Below are 15,869 nucleotides of genomic sequence, written 5' to 3' on the forward strand. Positions count from 1 at the left end.
ATTACCCGTTAGTACCCGATGCGACGTTCTCTCCGAGCACCCGAAGAAGTAGCACCGTCCCCGCGTTCCGCGCGGGCGGTGCTCTTCGGAGTGCTGCTCACCTTGGCGCTGCTGGCGAGCGTGGCCCTGGCGATCGGCTTGGGCCAGATCTCGTTGAGTCTGCCGGATATCCTGCGCGTGATCCTGACGAATCTGAGCGGTCAGGCCGCAGCTGGTGATCCCAGTAGTGGAGTATCACCGCTGGAGCAGCAGATCGTCTGGGAGCTGAGGCTGCCCCGGGTTCTGCTGACCGCGCTGGTCGGAGCCGCCTTGGCGCTGGCCGGCGCGGTGCTGCAGGGTCTAGTCGGCAACCCCCTGACCGATCCTTTCGTGATCGGGGTGTCCTCCGGTTCGTCCCTGGGCGCAGTATCGGTGATGGCGTTCGGCAGCGGCGCGCTGCTCGGCATCGGCGTCAGCGCGGCCGCATTCGCCGGGGCATTGCTGACCCTGCTCATCCTTCTACTGCTCACTCAGCGATCCGGTACGCTCTCGGGCTACCGGATCGTGCTCGCCGGTGTCGCGCTCGGTCAGCTGGCCATGGCCGGAACGATGCTCATCCAGCTGCAAGTCGATCCGGGGCAGATCCGCGGCATCCTGTTCTGGATGCTGGGCAGCACCTCCGGGGCGCGCTGGGATCAGCTGCCGGTGCTGCTGGGCGCCGTGCTGCTGGCGGCCGCCTTCACCATGGCCAAAAGCCGGCAGCTCAATGCTCTGGCCTTCGGCGAAGCAGATGCCGTGGCTCTCGGTGTCTCGGTGAACAGCCTGCGATTCCAGCTGTTGATCGCCACCGCACTGCTCACCGCGGTTGCGGTCGCGGTGGCCGGAGCAGTGGGATTCGTCGGCTTGATCGTGCCGCATGCGCTGCGGCTTATGGGCATAGCCGACTACCGACGGCTGCTGCCGCTGAGTTTATTGAGCGGCGCGACCTTCCTCGTCCTGATCGATCTGCTCTCCCGGCTCATCGATCCGCCTAATGAGTATCCGTTGACGATCTTCACTGCGGTTTTCGGCGCGCCCTTCTTCCTCTGGCTGCTGTACGCCAAGGAATCCCACGGACATCAGTTTGCGCGGCGTTCCGAGAAGCGCGTCAAGAGAGCGGGCAAGAGGGCGGAGCAGGCTCGATGAACGCCGCAATCTCAGAACCGTACCCCGAACAGCGGCGGCCGCGGCGGGAACTGCTGCGCCTGGAACGGGTGGAAGTGCGTCTGGGCGGCACCCCGGTGATCCAGGATGTGGAGTTCACTCTGGCTCCGGGAAGCTTCACCGCCATCGTCGGGCCCAATGGTTCCGGGAAGAGCACGGTGCTCGGCGCTGCGGCCCGCGCGCATCGGCCCAGCAGTGGCGCGGTATTCTTAGGAGACCAGGATGCTTGGCGGCTTTCCGCTAAGGCGGCTGCACGTCGTTGCGGCGTCCTGCCTCAGCAGCAGAGCCCGGGAATGGGCTTCACCGGTCGGGAAGTGGTGAGCATGGGCCGTATGCCCTATCTGAGGCCGCTCGCCGGAATGAGCACACGGGATCACGAGCTGGTCGATCAGGCTTTGGTGGACACGGGGGCGGAGAGTTTCGCGAACCGGCTTTTCGCAGAGCTCTCTGGCGGGGAGCGCCAGCGGGTTCTGCTCGCCCGGGCGCTCTGCCAGGATGCGGATCTGCTGATCCTGGACGAACCCACGAACCACCTGGACATCGCAGCGCAACTCGAGTTGCTGGACTTGGTCCGCAGCCTGCTCGGTACAGCCGATTCCACCGCCGTTTCAGGCCGTTATGCCGGTGCTGCTGATGGTTCGGTGCCCGCGGCACCACGGCGGGCGGCCCTGGTCGCTCTTCATCAGCTCGATCATGCACTGGATTACGCGGATCGGATCGTCATGATGAATCAGGGAGCGGTGCACGCCATCGGCTCTCCTACAGAAGTATTCACAGAGCGGAATATGCGGGAGGTCTTCGGGGTGCATTCAGCGCTCGGGGTCAATCCGCTGACCGGCCGGCCGAGCCTGCATTGCGCGCCGCTGGAGACTACCCTGCCCGGTCACGATCGGGCGATGGCACCGGAGGTAGCCAATGACTGAGACGAAAAATGCATCCGGTACACTCCGCCGCCCCCGGGTAGCGGTTCCCCTGCTCTGCGCCGCTGCGATACTGCTGCTGGCCATAGTGATTCCCCTGGTTCAAGGCGGTGAGTATTACGACGGCCTGCATCGGAACCGGCCCGATCTCTTCACCAGCCTGGCGACGTCCCTGCTCCGCGCCGCGGCCTTGCTGGGGGCTGTGGCGGCTCTTTCGCAGATTCTCCTCGCCATGGTTCTGCTCTGGAAGCGCGGGGCGGCTGCTGGCTCGGAGGAGGCCCGAGATCTCCGCGTGGTATCCCGAAGAGCTGCCGGACTCGTGGCTTTATGGGGCGTGTGCAGCCTGCTGTTGATCTTCTTCATCGGTGCGGATAACAACGGGGTGTCCCTGAACCGAGTCTTCAACGCCAGGGTGATCGACTTCATCGAGAGCACGCAGTCTTCGCAGGTCTGGATCATCAGCGCCGTGATCGCTGTGGTAGTCGTTCCGCTCCTCTGGTTCCGACCGGGCCCGGCCAGCTGGACCATGGGTGCCGTCGGAGTGCTCGGCGGGTTCCTGGCGGTCGTGTTCACGGGTCAGGTCTCCGTGGGCGTCGATCACGATTTCGCCTCCGATGCGGCAGGATTCGGCTTCCCCCCACTGCTAATCTGGATCGCCCTTCTGCTGGCCGTCTACTGGCACCTGGCCAGCGGTCGAAGGCTGAGCTTACAGGCTTTCCGCCGCGCTCATCTGGGTGCTTTAGCGGCGGTTTTGGTGGCGCTGCTGACCTATCTTGTGGTCGGCTGGCAGGGCCTCGCCGGGACCGCGCCGTGGGAGTCCGAATACGGGGTGGTGCTCACGGTGCTCCTGTTGTCGATGCTGGCGGGAGCAGCTCTGCTTTTCGTGCTCCGTTGGAGATTCAACCAGGCCATGGACACCGACGGCCGCAGCCCTCGTGGTTACGCGGCCCTGCTGACCACCGGGCTTATGCTGGGGTGCATCGCGCTCGCCTCGTATTTCAGCCTGGGCCGCGTCGTGCCGCCCCGGTACGCGCAATCCCAGACCAGCCAGGAGAATTATCTGGGGTTCTCGATCGACGGCAGCCGCACGTTGGTCGAGTGGCTGCTGCCCGCGCGGCAGAATATGCTCTTTTTGATCCTGGCGCTGCTGGGCATCGGACTTTATCTGCTGGGCATCTGGGTGCTGCACCGGCGCAGTGATCGGTGGCCCGTCGGCCGTACGATCAGCTGGGTGCTGGGCTGGGTCTGCGTCTATTACATGACCTCCTCGCAGTGGGGCATCCGCTCGCCCGGCTCTTTCAGTCTGCACATGCTCAGCCATATGGGCCTGAATATGCTGGCCCCGGTACTCCTAGTGCTTGGCGGCCCAGTGACCCTGGCGCTGCGAGCCCTGCACCCGGCCCGGGCCGGTTCGCTCAACGGACCCCGGGAGTGGATCAATGCGATGATGCACTCCCGGCTGACCGCATTGCTCACCCAGCCGCTTCTGGTTTTCGCGATCTTCGTCGGCTCGTATTACCTGCTGTACTTCTCCCCGCTCTTCGAGTTCGGCATGCGCTATCACTGGACGCACCAGCTGATGAATCTGCACTTCATGATCTCCGGCTACCTCTTCTACTGGCTGGTGATCGGTGTGGATCGAGCGCCCAGGCCCTTGCCGTACATCGGCAAGCTGGGCTTCGCGCTAGCGGCAATGCCGTTCCACGCCTTCTTCGCGGTAGCCCTGATGTCCTCGACGACGATCATCGCCGATAACCTCTACCGCACGCTCGCTCCGGATTGGAACACCGATTTCACAGCGGATCAATACCTGGGCGGGGGCATAGCCTGGGCCGCCGGGGAGTTGCCTCTTATCGTGGTGGTAGTAGCATTGCTGACCCAGTGGTCGCGTTCTGATGAGCGGGAATCCCGACGCCAGGATCGTCAGGGAGACCGCAGCGGAGAAGCGAATCTGGACAGCTATAACGAAATGCTGGCGACTCTTTCCAAACGCTCCAGTGGGCAGCCGCCTGCGCAGGGCGATACAAATCTGCAGGCCGTTCCGGGTCAAGACCAGGAATCTCCTGAGGCGCAGGAGTCGCAGGCAGTGCCGGCAGCTCAAGAGGTTCAGGAAAGAGGCTCGCGATGAGCGTCACGATGACGGACCAGGAGCCGGTAGAGCTGGAGCTGTCCGGTATGACGTGCTCTGCCTGCGCTCTGCGGATCCAGAAAAAACTCAACCGCCTGGACGGGGTCGAGGCGAGCGTCAATTTCGCGACCGAGCGGGCGGTGCTGCGCAACCTTGAGCCGGAGCGGGTCCAGGAAGCCGTTGCGGCGGTTGAGGCAGCCGGTTACGGAGCGGTTCCCGTCAACCGGGATTCCCGGGGCTCCCTGCCGGAAGCCAGTGCGCCGGATCAGAGCTCTATGCTCCTGCGCAGGCTGGTCGTCGCGGCGCTGCTGACTCTGCCGCTGGGCAACCTGGCCATCGTGCTGGCGCTGGTGCCCTCGCTGCGCTTCCCGTTCTGGGACTGGCTCTGCGTGGCCATCGCCACGCCGGTGGTCTTCTGGTGCGCCTGGCCCTTCTACCGGGCTGCGGCCCGCAATCTGCGCCACGGCGCCTTCAGCATGGACACCTTGGTCTCCATCGGAGTCCTCGCCGCCTACTTCTGGTCGGTCTTCGCGATCGCCTTCTCTGATAAGACCACGCCCGGCTACTGGGTCGGCTTCGGCCAGACCCCGCCCGGGGCCGATTCGATCTACCTGGAAGTCGCCGCGGGCGTGACCACCTTCCTGCTCGCCGGCCGGTACTTCGAAGCGAAGTCGCGGCGTAAGGCCGCCGATGTCCTAGGCGCGCTGGCCCGGCTCGCGGTGGGTGAAGTCCGGGTGCTGCGCCCTGCTTCCGGTGCTGCCTCTGAAACCGCTGCGTCAGGAACTGCTGAGCCGCCCGTGGAAATGGTCATCGACGTCCGGCAGTTACGTCCGGGGGATCTGGTCGTGGTCCGCCCGGGGGAGCGCGTCGGCTGCGACGGCGTCGTGGTGGAAGGCCGAGCCGGGGTGGATACCTCGGCGATGACCGGCGAGGCGGAGCCCCGGTTCTGCGAACCCGGCAGCGAGGTGAGCGCCGGCACCGTGGTCTTGGATGGGCGCCTGGTGATCCGGGCTACCGGGATCGGCCAGAACACCCAGCTCGCCCAGCTGACCGCGCTCGCCGAGCACGCGCAGACCCGGAAAGCCAATGTGCAAGCCTTGGTGGAGCGGATCGTCAGCGTCTTCGTTCCGGTGATCCTCATCCTGTCTGTCGTGGTCTTCGCGGCCTGGATGCTCACCGGCAATTCCTTGGAGCGGGCCTTCGGCTCCGCTATCGCGGTACTGATCATCGCCTGCCCGTGCGCCTTGGGGCTCGCGACGCCCATGGCGCTCATGGTGGGCGTCGGCCGCGGCAGCCAACTGGGCATCCTGATCAAGAGCCAGCAGGCCCTGGAGTCTTCAGGCCGGATCGATACCGTGGTCCTCGATAAGACCGGCACCCTGACTACGGGCCAGATGCAGGTCAGCAGCTTCGAACTGCTCGGCTCTTTCAGCGCCCCGAGCGAGCAGCAGATCCTGGAACTCGCAGCGGCTGCGGAGGCGGATACCGAGCACCCCACGGGCCGGGCCGTCCTCGAATACGCCCGGCAGCAGCTCGGCGTGGAGCAGACCGCGCCCGCCGAGGAGTTCCGGGCAGTCCCCGGTGCCGGGGTCAGCGCCCTGGTCTCCGGGCATTCCGTGACGATCGGCAATCGCCGGATGATGGCGGACCTCGGGCTATCGTCTACTGCGCGCCTCCCGGAGGCGCCTCAGGGCGAAGAAGCCGGCGCAACAGAGGTCTTCATGGCATTGGACGGCGATCTTGTAGCCCGCTTCCTGCTCCGGGACGGCCTGCGCGAAGGCGCTGGGGAGGCGGTGGCAGAACTGCATCGTATGGGGCTGCGGGTGGTCCTGCTCAGCGGAGATCGGCCAGAGGTGGCCGCGGAGCTCGCCGAGCACCTCGGCATCGAGGAGTCGATCGCCGGCGTGCTGCCCGCGGGCAAGGCCGAAGTGATCACCGAGCTGCAGAGCCAGGGCCGCAAGGTGGCGATGGTGGGCGACGGCATCAATGACGCCGCCGCCCTCGCCACCGCGAATCTGGGCCTGGCTTTGGTCACTGGTACGGATGTCGCGATGAAGTCCGCGGATATCATCCTGGTCCGGCAGGATACCCGAGTGATCCCGGAGGCTATCGCCTTGGCTCGGCGCACGCTGGGCACCGTTCGCAGCAATCTGATCTGGGCCTTCGTTTACAACATAGCGGCACTGCCGCTCGCCGCTTTCGGTCTGCTCAATCCTCTGATCGCGGGTGCCGCGATGGCGTTGTCCAGTCTTTTCGTGGTCAGCAACAGCCTGCGATTGCGTAATTTCGTCCCGCTCAACTCTTCGGAAATACAGATACCGGGAGCCCCGATGGACCAGGAGTCCACCGCTACTGACGGCCCGGTGCGGGAGCTGGAACGGGAAAGGGCGCGATGACCAGCGGATCCTCGTGTCCCTTCCCGCACGCTCCGGCGGAAGCCGGAGCAGCAGATGCCTCACCGGATCACTCGGAGAAGCAGTGGTTGATCAACCGTGATGAAACCGGAGCGGTGATCTTGTCCGGTACCGACTACCTCCAGAATCCCTATCCGCTGTACCGACAGCTCGCCGAGCAAGGGCCGCTGCACCGGGTGCTCTTCCCCTCGGGTGTGCACGCCTGGCTCGTGACCGGTTATGCGGCCGCCCGGGATGCTCTCGCCGATGAACGGCTGCACAAAGATCACCAGCACGGCAATGATGCCTGGCGGGCCAAGGCCTCCATCATGCCGGAGCCGCAGCATTCCCGGTTGCAAGGTCACCTCCTGCACCAGGACGCACCCAAGCACACGGTGATGCGCAAGCTGATCAGCCCGGTTTTCAGCCGGAGCCGGGCCGTGGCGCAGAGTGCTTCAGCGCAGGCGATAGCCGATGAGCTGATCGACGCTCTCCCCACCAGTGCGCTGACGGGCGAGCCCCCGGTGGATGCGGTGGCGAGCTTCGCTGCGATCTTCCCCTTCCGGGTGCTGGCCGAAGCGATCGGGCTGCCATCGGACCTCGCCGGGGACTTCCGCAGGCAGTGGAGCCGGGTGGTGGCTCCGGTGGGCCCTGATGATCCGTGGCGCAATGAGTATGCGAGGCTTCTCGCCGAGCTGGAAGCCTATATCGACGCGGTGATCGAACGCAGCCGAGAAGCCGGGGCCGCGCAGAGTCTGCTGACCGATCTCGTCACCGCTGAGGCCGCGGGGCAGATCAGCGAGAACGAGATGCGCTCGGTGATCTTCCAGTTGCTCGCGGCGGGGCAGGAGCCGGTGACATTCCAGATCAGTCTGGCGCTTCTTGCCTTCTTCACCCAGCCGGAGGCGCGGGAGCGCTTCCTGAGCGCCGAGCCCGCGCAGCGCGAGGATCTCATCGATGAGCTGATGCGCTACGACGGGGCTTTCGAGTTGGCGACGTGGAGGTTCTTCACCGAGGACACGGAATTCCACGGCCAGCGGGTGCCGGCCGGGGATTCGGTCATCATCAGCCTGGCTGCGGCGAATCGGGATCACCGGCAGTTCCCCGACCCGGGGGAAGTCGACTTCGACAGGGCGGACTCCCGGAGCCAGCTGACATTCGGGCACGGCGTGCACCGCTGCCCCGGGACGTATCTGGCCAGAACCGAGCTCAATATCGCGCTGAGCAGCTTATTGGAGCGCCTGCCCGGACTCGCTTTGGCGGTCCCCGATACGACCGAGCTGCCCTGGCTCAGCGCTGCGCTCTCCCGCGGAGTGACCGAGCTGCCCGTGCACTATGACAGACGGCTGGCTGCTGCCGGCCCAGAGCCCGGAGGCCTTCCCGATGTCTGATGCCCTGGACACTCCAGCGTTGGCTGATCGGATTCTCAGCCTATTCCTCCAGCACCGGCGGGCGCCGTCGGCGGAGTACCGGGAGGATCAGCCGGAGCATCCGGAGGGCTTCCCGGTCCAGCGGCAGCAGATCCGGGACTGGATCGCCCGCTCCGAGCCGGTGCTTTTCGTGCTGCCCGGGTTCCCGTGCAAATCCCCTAATCCGGCCAAAGTCCTGGGCCCCCTACCGGATGCCGGGGAGCGGGAGTCGTTGCGGTTCCTGGATGAGCTGTGCCGGCAGATTGGGGAGTTCTACCCGCCGGGAGCGGAGATCGTCATCTGCTCGGATGGTCATATCTTCGCTGATGTGATCGGTGTTGCCGATGCTGATATCGACAACTATGTCTCCTGCTTGCGGCGGATGGCGGAGGCCGATTCGCTGACTCAGCTCTCCTTCTTCGCCCTGAACGAGCTCATGCCGGATCGGGAATACGATGAGATCCGGCCGTGGGTCATCGAGAACTTTGGGCCGGATCTGGAGCTGCTGCGGGATAAAGTGCGCAGCGATCCGGATATGACCTCCCTGTACCGCGGAGTGGTGCGGTTCATGGTGGAGGACAGCTATGACTATTCCGGTACCAAATCCCAATTGCAGCGGGAGTGCCGGCGCAGAGGCTATGCCGTGATGCAGCGCTCCCAGGCCTGGGGCGAGGTAGTGGATCAGCGCTTCCCGGGTGCGGTACGGCTCTCGATTCACCCGCAGCGCCGCGGTGCGGAAAAACTGGGCATCCGGCTGCTGGAGGTATCCTCGGCCTGGACCACGCCCTGGCACGCCATCCCTTTACGTAGTTCGGATGGCATGTTCAGTCTGGTCCGGCGCGAAGAGTTGCCCCCGGGGGCGGTCACGGTATCCCGGGATGGCCGGCCCAGTCATGTTGAGTACGCTCCTGCCTGATCCGCTGTGAAACTGACGGGCTTCATGCCAGGTCTGCGCTGATCGCCCGAGTGCTGCGACGCAGTCGGAGCGTTCCCGGAACCAGATGGTGCTCCGGGCTCAGAGTCTGCGGGTTCTGCGCCGCCGAATCGAGCGAGTCCAGTAGCAGCTGCGCGGCCAGGGAGCCCTGATGCGCCGGCTGCTGGTCGATCGTCGTCAAGCCGAGGGCTTCGCCGATCTCGTGTCCGTCGATGCCGATGAAGGAGACATCCTCCGGGATCCGCAGGCCCAGCTGAGAAGCCCCGAGCACCCCGCCGATGGCTATTTCATCCGATGCGCAGAATACCGCGCTCGGCCGCTCGGGGGAGGCGAGGAGCGCCGTGACCTTCTGCGCGGCGTCGAGAACCGTGAAATCGGATTCCAGGATCCATTCCGGCCGGGGCGTTATCCCGGCGGTGTTGAGCGCCGCCCGGAATCCGGTGAGCCGGCCGTTGAGGGGCGAGTAGCTCTGATCATTCGGACCGGTGCCGATATACGCGATGCGCCGGTGCCCGAGGCCGGTGAGATGCCCGGTCGCGGTGCGGGCCATGGCTTCATCGTCGACCCCCACGGTGGCCAGGCCCGCCAGGGCGAAGCCGATGCCTACTGCCGGGCGGCCCAGGGATCTTAGGAATTCCACGTCCCTGGTGGTCAACTGCAAAGACACCGAGATGACGGCATCGACTTGGCGCCGGTAGATGTAGTCGTGAAAGATTCGTTCTTCTTGCTCCGGCTGGATAGCGGTGTTGTAGAGCGCGAGATCGTAGCCGAGATCCTGCAGGGTGGCGGCGATGCCGCTGACCACTTGAGCGTAGAACCAGCGATCGATGAGCGGTACGATCACGCCGATATTGCGCGTGCGCCCGGTGGCCAGGCCGGAGCCGAGGGCCGAGGCGACGTACCCCAGTTCGCTAGCGGCCTGACGCACCTTTTGCCGAGTGGAAGCCGATGCCCGGCCGCCGTCGTTCAATGCGCGGGAGACAGTGGCGGTGGAGACGCCGGCGCGGGCGGCGACGTCTTTGATGCTTACCATGATGCCTCATCGAAAAGGGGGAATGTGGGGAGAAAATGGAACCGTTTTCACTGTCATTTTTTACTTTAGATTCTAAGCTCCAGAATTGTAAAGGGAACTTCTGGTGAATATATTGCGGCAATTTTTGTAAACGTTTACACTTCAAGCAGTCGGTGTGAGCAAGGCCCGCCGGGTGACGGTCGCTGATGATCTGGAGTGGAGATGCGCAAGACACGGGTAGCTCTAGGGCTAGGCGCCCTGATTTCCGCTCTAGCACTTGCTGGCTGCGCGAGTAGCGAGACCCCAGTGCTTCTGGGCGGCCCCGGGGAGCTCACGATCTGGGCTGGAACCCAAGAAGTCGCCGGCTTGCAGCCGACTGTCGATCAGTTCACCGCCGATACCGGTGTGAAAATCAATCTGGTACAGCGGGATTTCAGTGATCAAGTGGTCAGTGATTTCATCACCCAGGCTCCCACCGGCCAGGGCCCGGACATCGTTCTGGGCGCCCATGACGTGCTGGGGCAGCTCGTCAGCAATGGCATCTTAGCCCCGGTGGAGCTCGGTCAGCGCCAGCAGGAGTTCGCTCCGGTGGCGACCACCGCCGCAACCTATGATGGCAGGACGTACGGAGTCCCCTTCGCGATCGAGACCATCGCGGTCTTGCGCAATGATGGGCTCAGCCAGGCCGCGCCGCAAAGCTTCGAGGAGCTCATCGCCGCCGGGCAGGAGGTGGTCGATGCCGGCCGGGCGGACTATCCTCTCGCGATCCCGCAGACACCGGACGGCAGCGATCCCTATCACTTGTACCCTCTGCAGACGTCTTTCGGAGCTGAAGTCTTCGAACGCGACCCCGACGGCCAGTACATTCCGCAATTGGCGATGGGCGGCCCCGAGGGGACGGCGTTCGCCGAGTACCTCGCGCAGCTGGGCCAGCGAGGCGTGCTCAACACCTCACTGACCACGGATGTCACCAAAACTCTCTTCCTCAGCGGCCGCACCCCCTTCCTGGTCTCCGGCCCGTGGAACCTTCCTGACCTCCGGGCCGCCGGGATGTCAATGACGGTGCTGCCGTTCCCGCCGGCCGGCCCGCAGCTGGCGCAGCCTTTCGTCGGAGCGCAGATGGCCTATGTCAGCGCGGAAAGCAGCCAGCCCCTCGCCGCTCAGAACTTCGTGGCGAATTACCTCACCCGGCCGGAGGCGCAACTGGCGATGTTCGAAGCCACGGGGCGGGCTCCGGCACTGCAGAGCGCCATCGCCGAGATCGACGATCAGATCATGAGTGATTACGCCAGCATCGCGGAAACCGGGGTGCCGATGCCGGCCATCCCGCAGATGGGCGCGGTATGGAATTTCTGGGGGTCGACTGAAGCCGGGATCATCAACCAGCAGGGTGATCCGGCGACGCTCTGGCGGCGGATGGTTGGTTCGATCGAAGGAGCTATCCAGTGAGCAGCAGGAAAGTGAATGAAACGGAAGCGCGGGACGGCAGAACGGCGCACAGCCGGCTGGGCCGTAGCGGCAGTACACGCGGGTTCGTCATCAAATTAGTGCTCATGGCCGCCGTCAACGCCTTCGGGCTCTACGGCATTCTGGCCTCCTGGGCCGTGGCCAACTGGGGCATCCTGGCGTTCCTGGTGATCGCCCTGATTCTGGCGAACCTGGTGTACTTCTTGCCCGGTAAGCGTTTGGTGCCCTTCAAGTATTTGGCCCCGGGCCTCACCTTCCTGATCGTCTTTCAGGTCTTCGTCATCCTGTTCACCGCGGGTACGGCCTTCACCAACTATGGGGACGGGCACAACTCCAGCAAAGAAGCCGCGGTACGGGCGATCGTGGCCAATAGCGAGACTAGGGTCGACGGCAGTTCCGATTACCGGATCGCGGTCTTCCAAGCCGATGACGGCAGCCTGGCTCTAGCCGCGCAGCAGCAGGGATCACCGCTCAAATTCATCGGCACGGAGCGCAGCGGGCTGCAGGTGCTGGCCGATATGACGGGGGATCCCGGCAGCTGGCAGATTCCCGGGTACACCGCGCTGAGTTCTTCCGAGGTGCTGGCGGTGCAAGAGGACGTCGCGCAGCTCAGAGTGCCGGTTCCCGGCTCCGGAGCTTCTTTGCGGACCAATGACGGCTACTGGGCCTACGAATATATGCCTGGATTGACATATAAATCCTCGCAGGATGCGATGACAGCCGAGAACGGCACAGAGTACCGCCCGGATGACGGGGGCAATTTCGTTTCAGCCGACGGGCAGCGGTTGACTCCGGGCTGGCAGGTCAATGTCGGCTTCTCGAACTTCGCGGCGATCTTCGACCCCAAGATTCTGGGCGGCCCTTTCTTAGCGGTCACGCTGTGGACTTTCGCCTTCGCGATCCTCTCGGTTCTGCTGACCTTCTTCGCCGGTCTGTTCCTGGCTCTGCTCTTCAACAAGCCCAGTATGAAAGGGCGGGGCATCTACCGGGCGCTGCTCTTTCTCCCTTATGCCTTTCCGGTCTTCCTCTCGGTGCTCGTCTGGGCGGGCCTGCTCAACCGGGACTTCGGGTTCATCAACGAAGTGCTGTTCGGCGGTGCTCAGATTCCCTGGTTGACGGATCCGGTGCTGGCCAAGGTCAGCGTCCTGCTGGTCAACCTCTGGCTCGGATTCCCGTACATGTTCCTCATCTGCATGGGGGCTCTGCAGAGCATCCCCAGCGATCTCTACGAGTCGGCTCGCCTCGATGGAGCCGGCCCCTGGAACTCCTTCCGCCGGATCACGCTGCCGCTGCTCCTGGTCGCCGTGGGCCCGCTGCTCATCGCCTCCTTCGCCATGAACTTCAATAACTTCAATGTGATCTACCTGCTGACCAACGGCGGGCCGCGAGATCTCGATTCCGCTACCGGAGTGGGAGCCACCGACATTCTGATCACTTTCGTCTACAAGATCGCTTTCGAAAGCGGGGCGAGCCAGTACGGCCTGGCGAGCGCGATCTCCATCCTGATCTTCATCATGGTCGCGGTGGTCTCCCTGCTCACGTTCCGCCGCAGCAAGGCTTTGGAGGACATCAGCTCATGACGTCAGTAGCTAACCCTGGAACGAGCAATCCCAAGACCAACCGCCCTACGCTGTGGCGGCGGTTCCAGCGCGGCGGCTGGCGCCACTTGATCGCCATCCCCGCGGTGATCTTCGCGCTCTTCCCGCTGCTCTATACCGTCAACGCCTCTTTGGTGACCTCCGGTACGCTCATCGCCTCCAATGAGCTCTTCACGGAGGTGAGCGGCTCTAATTACGAAACGCTGCTGAGCAACCCGCAGACCCCGTTCCTGCGCTGGTTCGCCAATTCGATGTTCATCTCCGGCACCACTGCGGTGGGTGCCGTGCTGATGGGAGCCGCCGCGGCCTACGCTTTCTCCCGCTTCCGGTTCACCGGCCGCAGAGTCTCCCTCACGGCCCTGCTGATCATTCAGATGTTCCCGCAGCTCTTGGCGTTCGTGGCGATCTTCTTGCTGCTCTTCGCGCTCCAGGACATCTACCCGGCACTGGGGCTGAATTCGCAGCTCGGCCTGGTGGCGGTCTACTTGGGCGGGGCGCTGGGTGCCAATACCTTCTTGATGTTCGGCTTCTTCAACACCATCCCCCGGGAACTCGACGAGGCCGCGACCATCGATGGGGCGAGTCACGCCCAGGTCTTCTGGACCATCATGCTGCGTCTAGTGACCCCGATCCTGGTCGTGGTCGGCATCTTGGCCTTCGTCGGCAGCTTCTCCGACTTCCTGCTGGCGCAGATCGTGCTGCAGGACCCTAACCGCTGGACGCTCTCGGTGGGGCTCTATCAGCTAATCGCGGTCGAATTCAGCCAGAACTGGGGCACTTTCGCCGCCGGAGCGGTGCTCTCCGCACTGCCCGTGGTGCTGCTGTTCTTATTCTTGCAGCGGTATATCGTCTCCGGGCTGACGGCAGGGTCCGTCAAGGGCTGAGGTGCTTTGAATAACACCAGCGGGTGACTCACTCTCTCAGTGAGCCACCCGCCGTCGTGTTGTGGGGTGAGAACTAGGAAGTCAGCAGGCTCACGTTATAGGCCTGGAGGGCCGGCCCGATTTTCTGCACATAGGTCTCGTCGGCCTGCCCGGAGTTCGAGGCGCAGTAGTACTGGTTCCCGCTCTTGGTGAAGTTCCCGCCGGAGGTCACGCCAGCGGCGTAGTTGCCGGAGAGGTTGGAGCCGCCGGAATCGCCCGGGATGGTGCAGCCGTTGGTGCGGATCATGTTCCGCAGGGTGACGTTGTTGGCGTTGTAGGTCACGGAGGCGTTGGTCGAGGTGACCCGGGAGCACTTGAAACCGGTCTTCTGGCCGGATTTGCAGATCGTGTCTCCTACCGCTACGTTCGTGGAACCTTTGACGCTTAGGTACGTGCCATCGTACTTATCCACCGCGCCCTTACCGCTGAAGTTGTTGGTGTTGATATCCAGCAAACCGTAGTCGGTCGAGCTTCCGGAGCCGAAGGTGCTGTCCTCATTGGTGCCGAAGTCGGAGCCGTTCTTGCTGATCCGGCCGCCGACGTCCGTGGTGCAGTGGCCTGCCTGCACCCCTTTGATGTCCGAGGGGTTGTTGTTGCTCTTCGCGAAGAAGCCGATGGAGCAGGTGTACTGATCGTTGTCGAAGAGGTAGCGCTGGCCGCCGTAGGCCGCTGCCCCGGCTGCCGGGCTTGCGGTGGTCGAGGTGTATGTGATCTTGACCGTGGAGGCGTTCGCGTTCACTGCGGCTTGCTGCGCCGCGTTAAGCTCCGTGCCGTTCTTGAGCGTCAGTTCGACTTTATTGGCTACGGTATCCACCGCCCAGCGAGCCCCCGTGCCGGCGTCGAATGCCGTGTCCAGAGCACTGCTGGCAGCCTGCAGGCTGCTCAGCGAGTTCGTTACCCGCACTGACTTCAGGCCCTGGGCCGCTGCCTGAGCGGCACCGAGGTCATCGCTTGCGGCCACGGTCAGCTCGCCGCTCGCCGGGTCCGTGTAGGCTCCGCCGATATGCGTGCTGAGCGTGCTCTCCAGCTTCTGGGCGAGCTCGCCCCGAGCTGCTTGGGTGTCGATGCGATGCTGGGCTTCAGCGGGGCTGATCCCTTCGCTCACTAGGTAATCAACCGCTGCCTGCACCGGATCGTTCTGCGGTGCAGCAGTGGCGCTGGAAGCGCCGAGTGCTGCCAACGATAAGGTGCCGGCTAGCAGCGAGGTAGTAGCCAAGCCGGTCAGGCAGGCTTTCCGCAGAGTGGATTGAGATTTCATGACTGTTCCTTTGGAGTCAAGATTTTCTCCGGGATCTGCGAGGGTCCCGAAGGTCACCCACAGGGGTCAGTGACGGTGGGAGCCTATGCGATCAAGTTTCCGGAATCGCTGGAAGTTCTCCCCGGAATGCCTGGGAGCGGGGGGTGTCTAGCTTGGGGCTAGTGTTACTTTCCATCCGGGCTCAAACACGGCCAACTCTGACCGAATCCAGGTCGACGTCAGTACGGCCGGATAGCATGAGGACGTACAAGTTGAACTGCTGCGCGTCATACGTGCGGAGGAGAAGTATTAGATGGCGCAACGCGCAGCGAAGCCAAAACCGAAGAAGTCACTCGAACAGACTCTCTGGGACGCCGCGGATATGAATTGTCCTGGGTTTGGTTCCTAGGTTTTTGCGAGGGCGCCGGTTGGCGTTCGCGTGGGTTCGAGGCCGGCGTAGTGGGCGGTCTCGAATTCTTGGGGTGATTGGTAGCCCAGGGCGGAGTGGAGGCGTTGATTGTTGTACCACCACACCCATTCCAGTGTGGCGAGCTCTACTTCTTCCACGGTGCGCCAGGGTTTGCGTGCTTTGATCAGTTCGGTCTTATAGACGGCGTTGACGGCTTCAGCCAGAGCGTTGTCGTAGCTATCGCCACGGGAACCAAC

General features: G+C 64.0%; 12 protein-coding genes. 9 read left to right on the plus strand and 3 right to left on the minus strand.

Going from position 1 to position 15,869, the window contains the following annotated elements; genetic code table 11:
• Positions 1-18 precede the first annotated feature (18 nt).
• From C501_RS12830 to C501_RS0107610, 6 genes are read left to right on the plus strand one after another with little or no spacing between them, the layout of a single operon-like run.
• On the plus strand, positions 19-1,164 hold the full coding sequence (locus C501_RS12830) for a FecCD family ABC transporter permease (protein WP_156807685.1): 1,146 nt from the start codon (positions 19-21) through the stop codon (positions 1,162-1,164).
• Complete coding sequence (locus C501_RS0107590; protein ID WP_018135030.1) at positions 1,161-2,105, plus strand: ABC transporter ATP-binding protein; 945 nt, start codon at positions 1,161-1,163, stop codon at positions 2,103-2,105. The genes C501_RS12830 and C501_RS0107590 overlap by 4 nt, the downstream gene beginning before the upstream one ends.
• Positions 2,098-4,230 (plus strand): cytochrome c oxidase assembly protein, encoded by a 2,133-nt coding sequence (locus tag C501_RS0107595; protein ID WP_018135031.1) that lies wholly within the window; start codon positions 2,098-2,100, stop codon positions 4,228-4,230. The genes C501_RS0107590 and C501_RS0107595 overlap by 8 nt, the downstream gene beginning before the upstream one ends.
• Complete coding sequence (locus tag C501_RS0107600) at positions 4,227-6,626, plus strand: heavy metal translocating P-type ATPase (protein WP_018135032.1); 2,400 nt, start codon at positions 4,227-4,229, stop codon at positions 6,624-6,626. Before C501_RS0107595 ends, C501_RS0107600 begins: the two co-directional genes overlap by 4 nt.
• The gene (locus C501_RS0107605; RefSeq protein WP_018135033.1) at positions 6,623-8,014 is read left to right on the plus strand and encodes a cytochrome P450; all 1,392 of its coding nucleotides are present in this window, start codon (positions 6,623-6,625) and stop codon (positions 8,012-8,014) included. The genes C501_RS0107600 and C501_RS0107605 overlap by 4 nt, the downstream gene beginning before the upstream one ends.
• A complete protein-coding gene (locus tag C501_RS0107610; protein ID WP_169332125.1) occupies positions 8,007-8,948 on the plus strand; it encodes an isocyanide synthase family protein in 942 nt (313 codons plus the stop codon). Before C501_RS0107605 ends, C501_RS0107610 begins: the two co-directional genes overlap by 8 nt.
• 22 nt (positions 8,949-8,970) lie before the next feature.
• Here the strand turns inward: C501_RS0107610 and C501_RS0107615 are convergent, their stop codons facing one another.
• Positions 8,971-9,999, minus strand: coding sequence for a LacI family DNA-binding transcriptional regulator (locus C501_RS0107615; RefSeq protein ID WP_018135035.1), 1,029 nt, complete (start codon positions 9,997-9,999; stop codon positions 8,971-8,973).
• A gap of 201 nt (positions 10,000-10,200) precedes the next feature.
• Between C501_RS0107615 and C501_RS0107620 the strand changes: the two genes are divergently transcribed.
• The 3 genes from C501_RS0107620 to C501_RS0107630 are packed head-to-tail and all read left to right on the plus strand — an operon-like array spanning position 10,201 to position 13,927.
• Positions 10,201-11,427: a sugar ABC transporter substrate-binding protein gene (locus C501_RS0107620; RefSeq protein ID WP_026174730.1), complete on the plus strand. Its 1,227-nt coding sequence runs from the start codon at positions 10,201-10,203 to the stop codon at positions 11,425-11,427.
• Positions 11,424-13,025 carry an ABC transporter permease subunit gene (locus C501_RS0107625; RefSeq protein ID WP_018135037.1) on the plus strand — a complete coding sequence of 534 codons (1,602 nt, stop codon included), beginning with the start codon at positions 11,424-11,426 and terminating at the stop codon, positions 13,023-13,025. Before C501_RS0107620 ends, C501_RS0107625 begins: the two co-directional genes overlap by 4 nt.
• Positions 13,022-13,927: a sugar ABC transporter permease gene (locus C501_RS0107630; RefSeq protein WP_018135038.1), complete on the plus strand. Its 906-nt coding sequence runs from the start codon at positions 13,022-13,024 to the stop codon at positions 13,925-13,927. The genes C501_RS0107625 and C501_RS0107630 overlap by 4 nt, the downstream gene beginning before the upstream one ends.
• Before the next feature lie 73 nt (positions 13,928-14,000).
• Here the strand turns inward: C501_RS0107630 and C501_RS0107635 are convergent, their stop codons facing one another.
• On the minus strand, positions 14,001-15,224 hold the full coding sequence (locus C501_RS0107635; RefSeq protein ID WP_018135039.1) for a S1 family peptidase: 1,224 nt from the start codon (positions 15,222-15,224) through the stop codon (positions 14,001-14,003).
• 384 nt (positions 15,225-15,608) lie between these two features.
• Positions 15,609-15,869 (minus strand): integrase core domain-containing protein (locus C501_RS12835; protein ID WP_018133696.1); only part of this gene is annotated, 261 nt, incomplete at its 5' end.

The sequence above is a fragment of the Acaricomes phytoseiuli DSM 14247 genome (assembly GCF_000376245.1).
Taxonomy (GTDB): domain Bacteria; phylum Actinomycetota; class Actinomycetes; order Actinomycetales; family Micrococcaceae; genus Renibacterium; species Renibacterium phytoseiuli.

Bases quoted from the DNA above. Each gene is read 5' to 3' on its own strand.
- C501_RS0107610 (WP_169332125.1), top strand. From the start codon at position 8,007: ATGTCTGATGCCCTGGACACTCCAGCGTTGGCTGATCGGATTCTCAGC.
- C501_RS0107590 (WP_018135030.1), top strand. From the start codon at position 1,161: ATGAACGCCGCAATCTCAGAACCGTACCCCGAACAGCGGCGGCCGCGG.
- C501_RS0107615 (WP_018135035.1), bottom strand. From the start codon at position 9,999: ATGGTAAGCATCAAAGACGTCGCCGCCCGCGCCGGCGTCTCCACCGCC.
- C501_RS0107600 (WP_018135032.1), top strand. From the start codon at position 4,227: ATGAGCGTCACGATGACGGACCAGGAGCCGGTAGAGCTGGAGCTGTCC.
- C501_RS0107630 (WP_018135038.1), top strand. From the start codon at position 13,022: ATGACGTCAGTAGCTAACCCTGGAACGAGCAATCCCAAGACCAACCGC.
- C501_RS0107635 (WP_018135039.1), bottom strand. From the start codon at position 15,224: ATGAAATCTCAATCCACTCTGCGGAAAGCCTGCCTGACCGGCTTGGCT.
- C501_RS12830 (WP_156807685.1), top strand. From the start codon at position 19: ATGCGACGTTCTCTCCGAGCACCCGAAGAAGTAGCACCGTCCCCGCGT.
- C501_RS0107605 (WP_018135033.1), top strand. From the start codon at position 6,623: ATGACCAGCGGATCCTCGTGTCCCTTCCCGCACGCTCCGGCGGAAGCC.
- C501_RS0107620 (WP_026174730.1), top strand. From the start codon at position 10,201: ATGCGCAAGACACGGGTAGCTCTAGGGCTAGGCGCCCTGATTTCCGCT.
- C501_RS0107595 (WP_018135031.1), top strand. From the start codon at position 2,098: ATGACTGAGACGAAAAATGCATCCGGTACACTCCGCCGCCCCCGGGTA.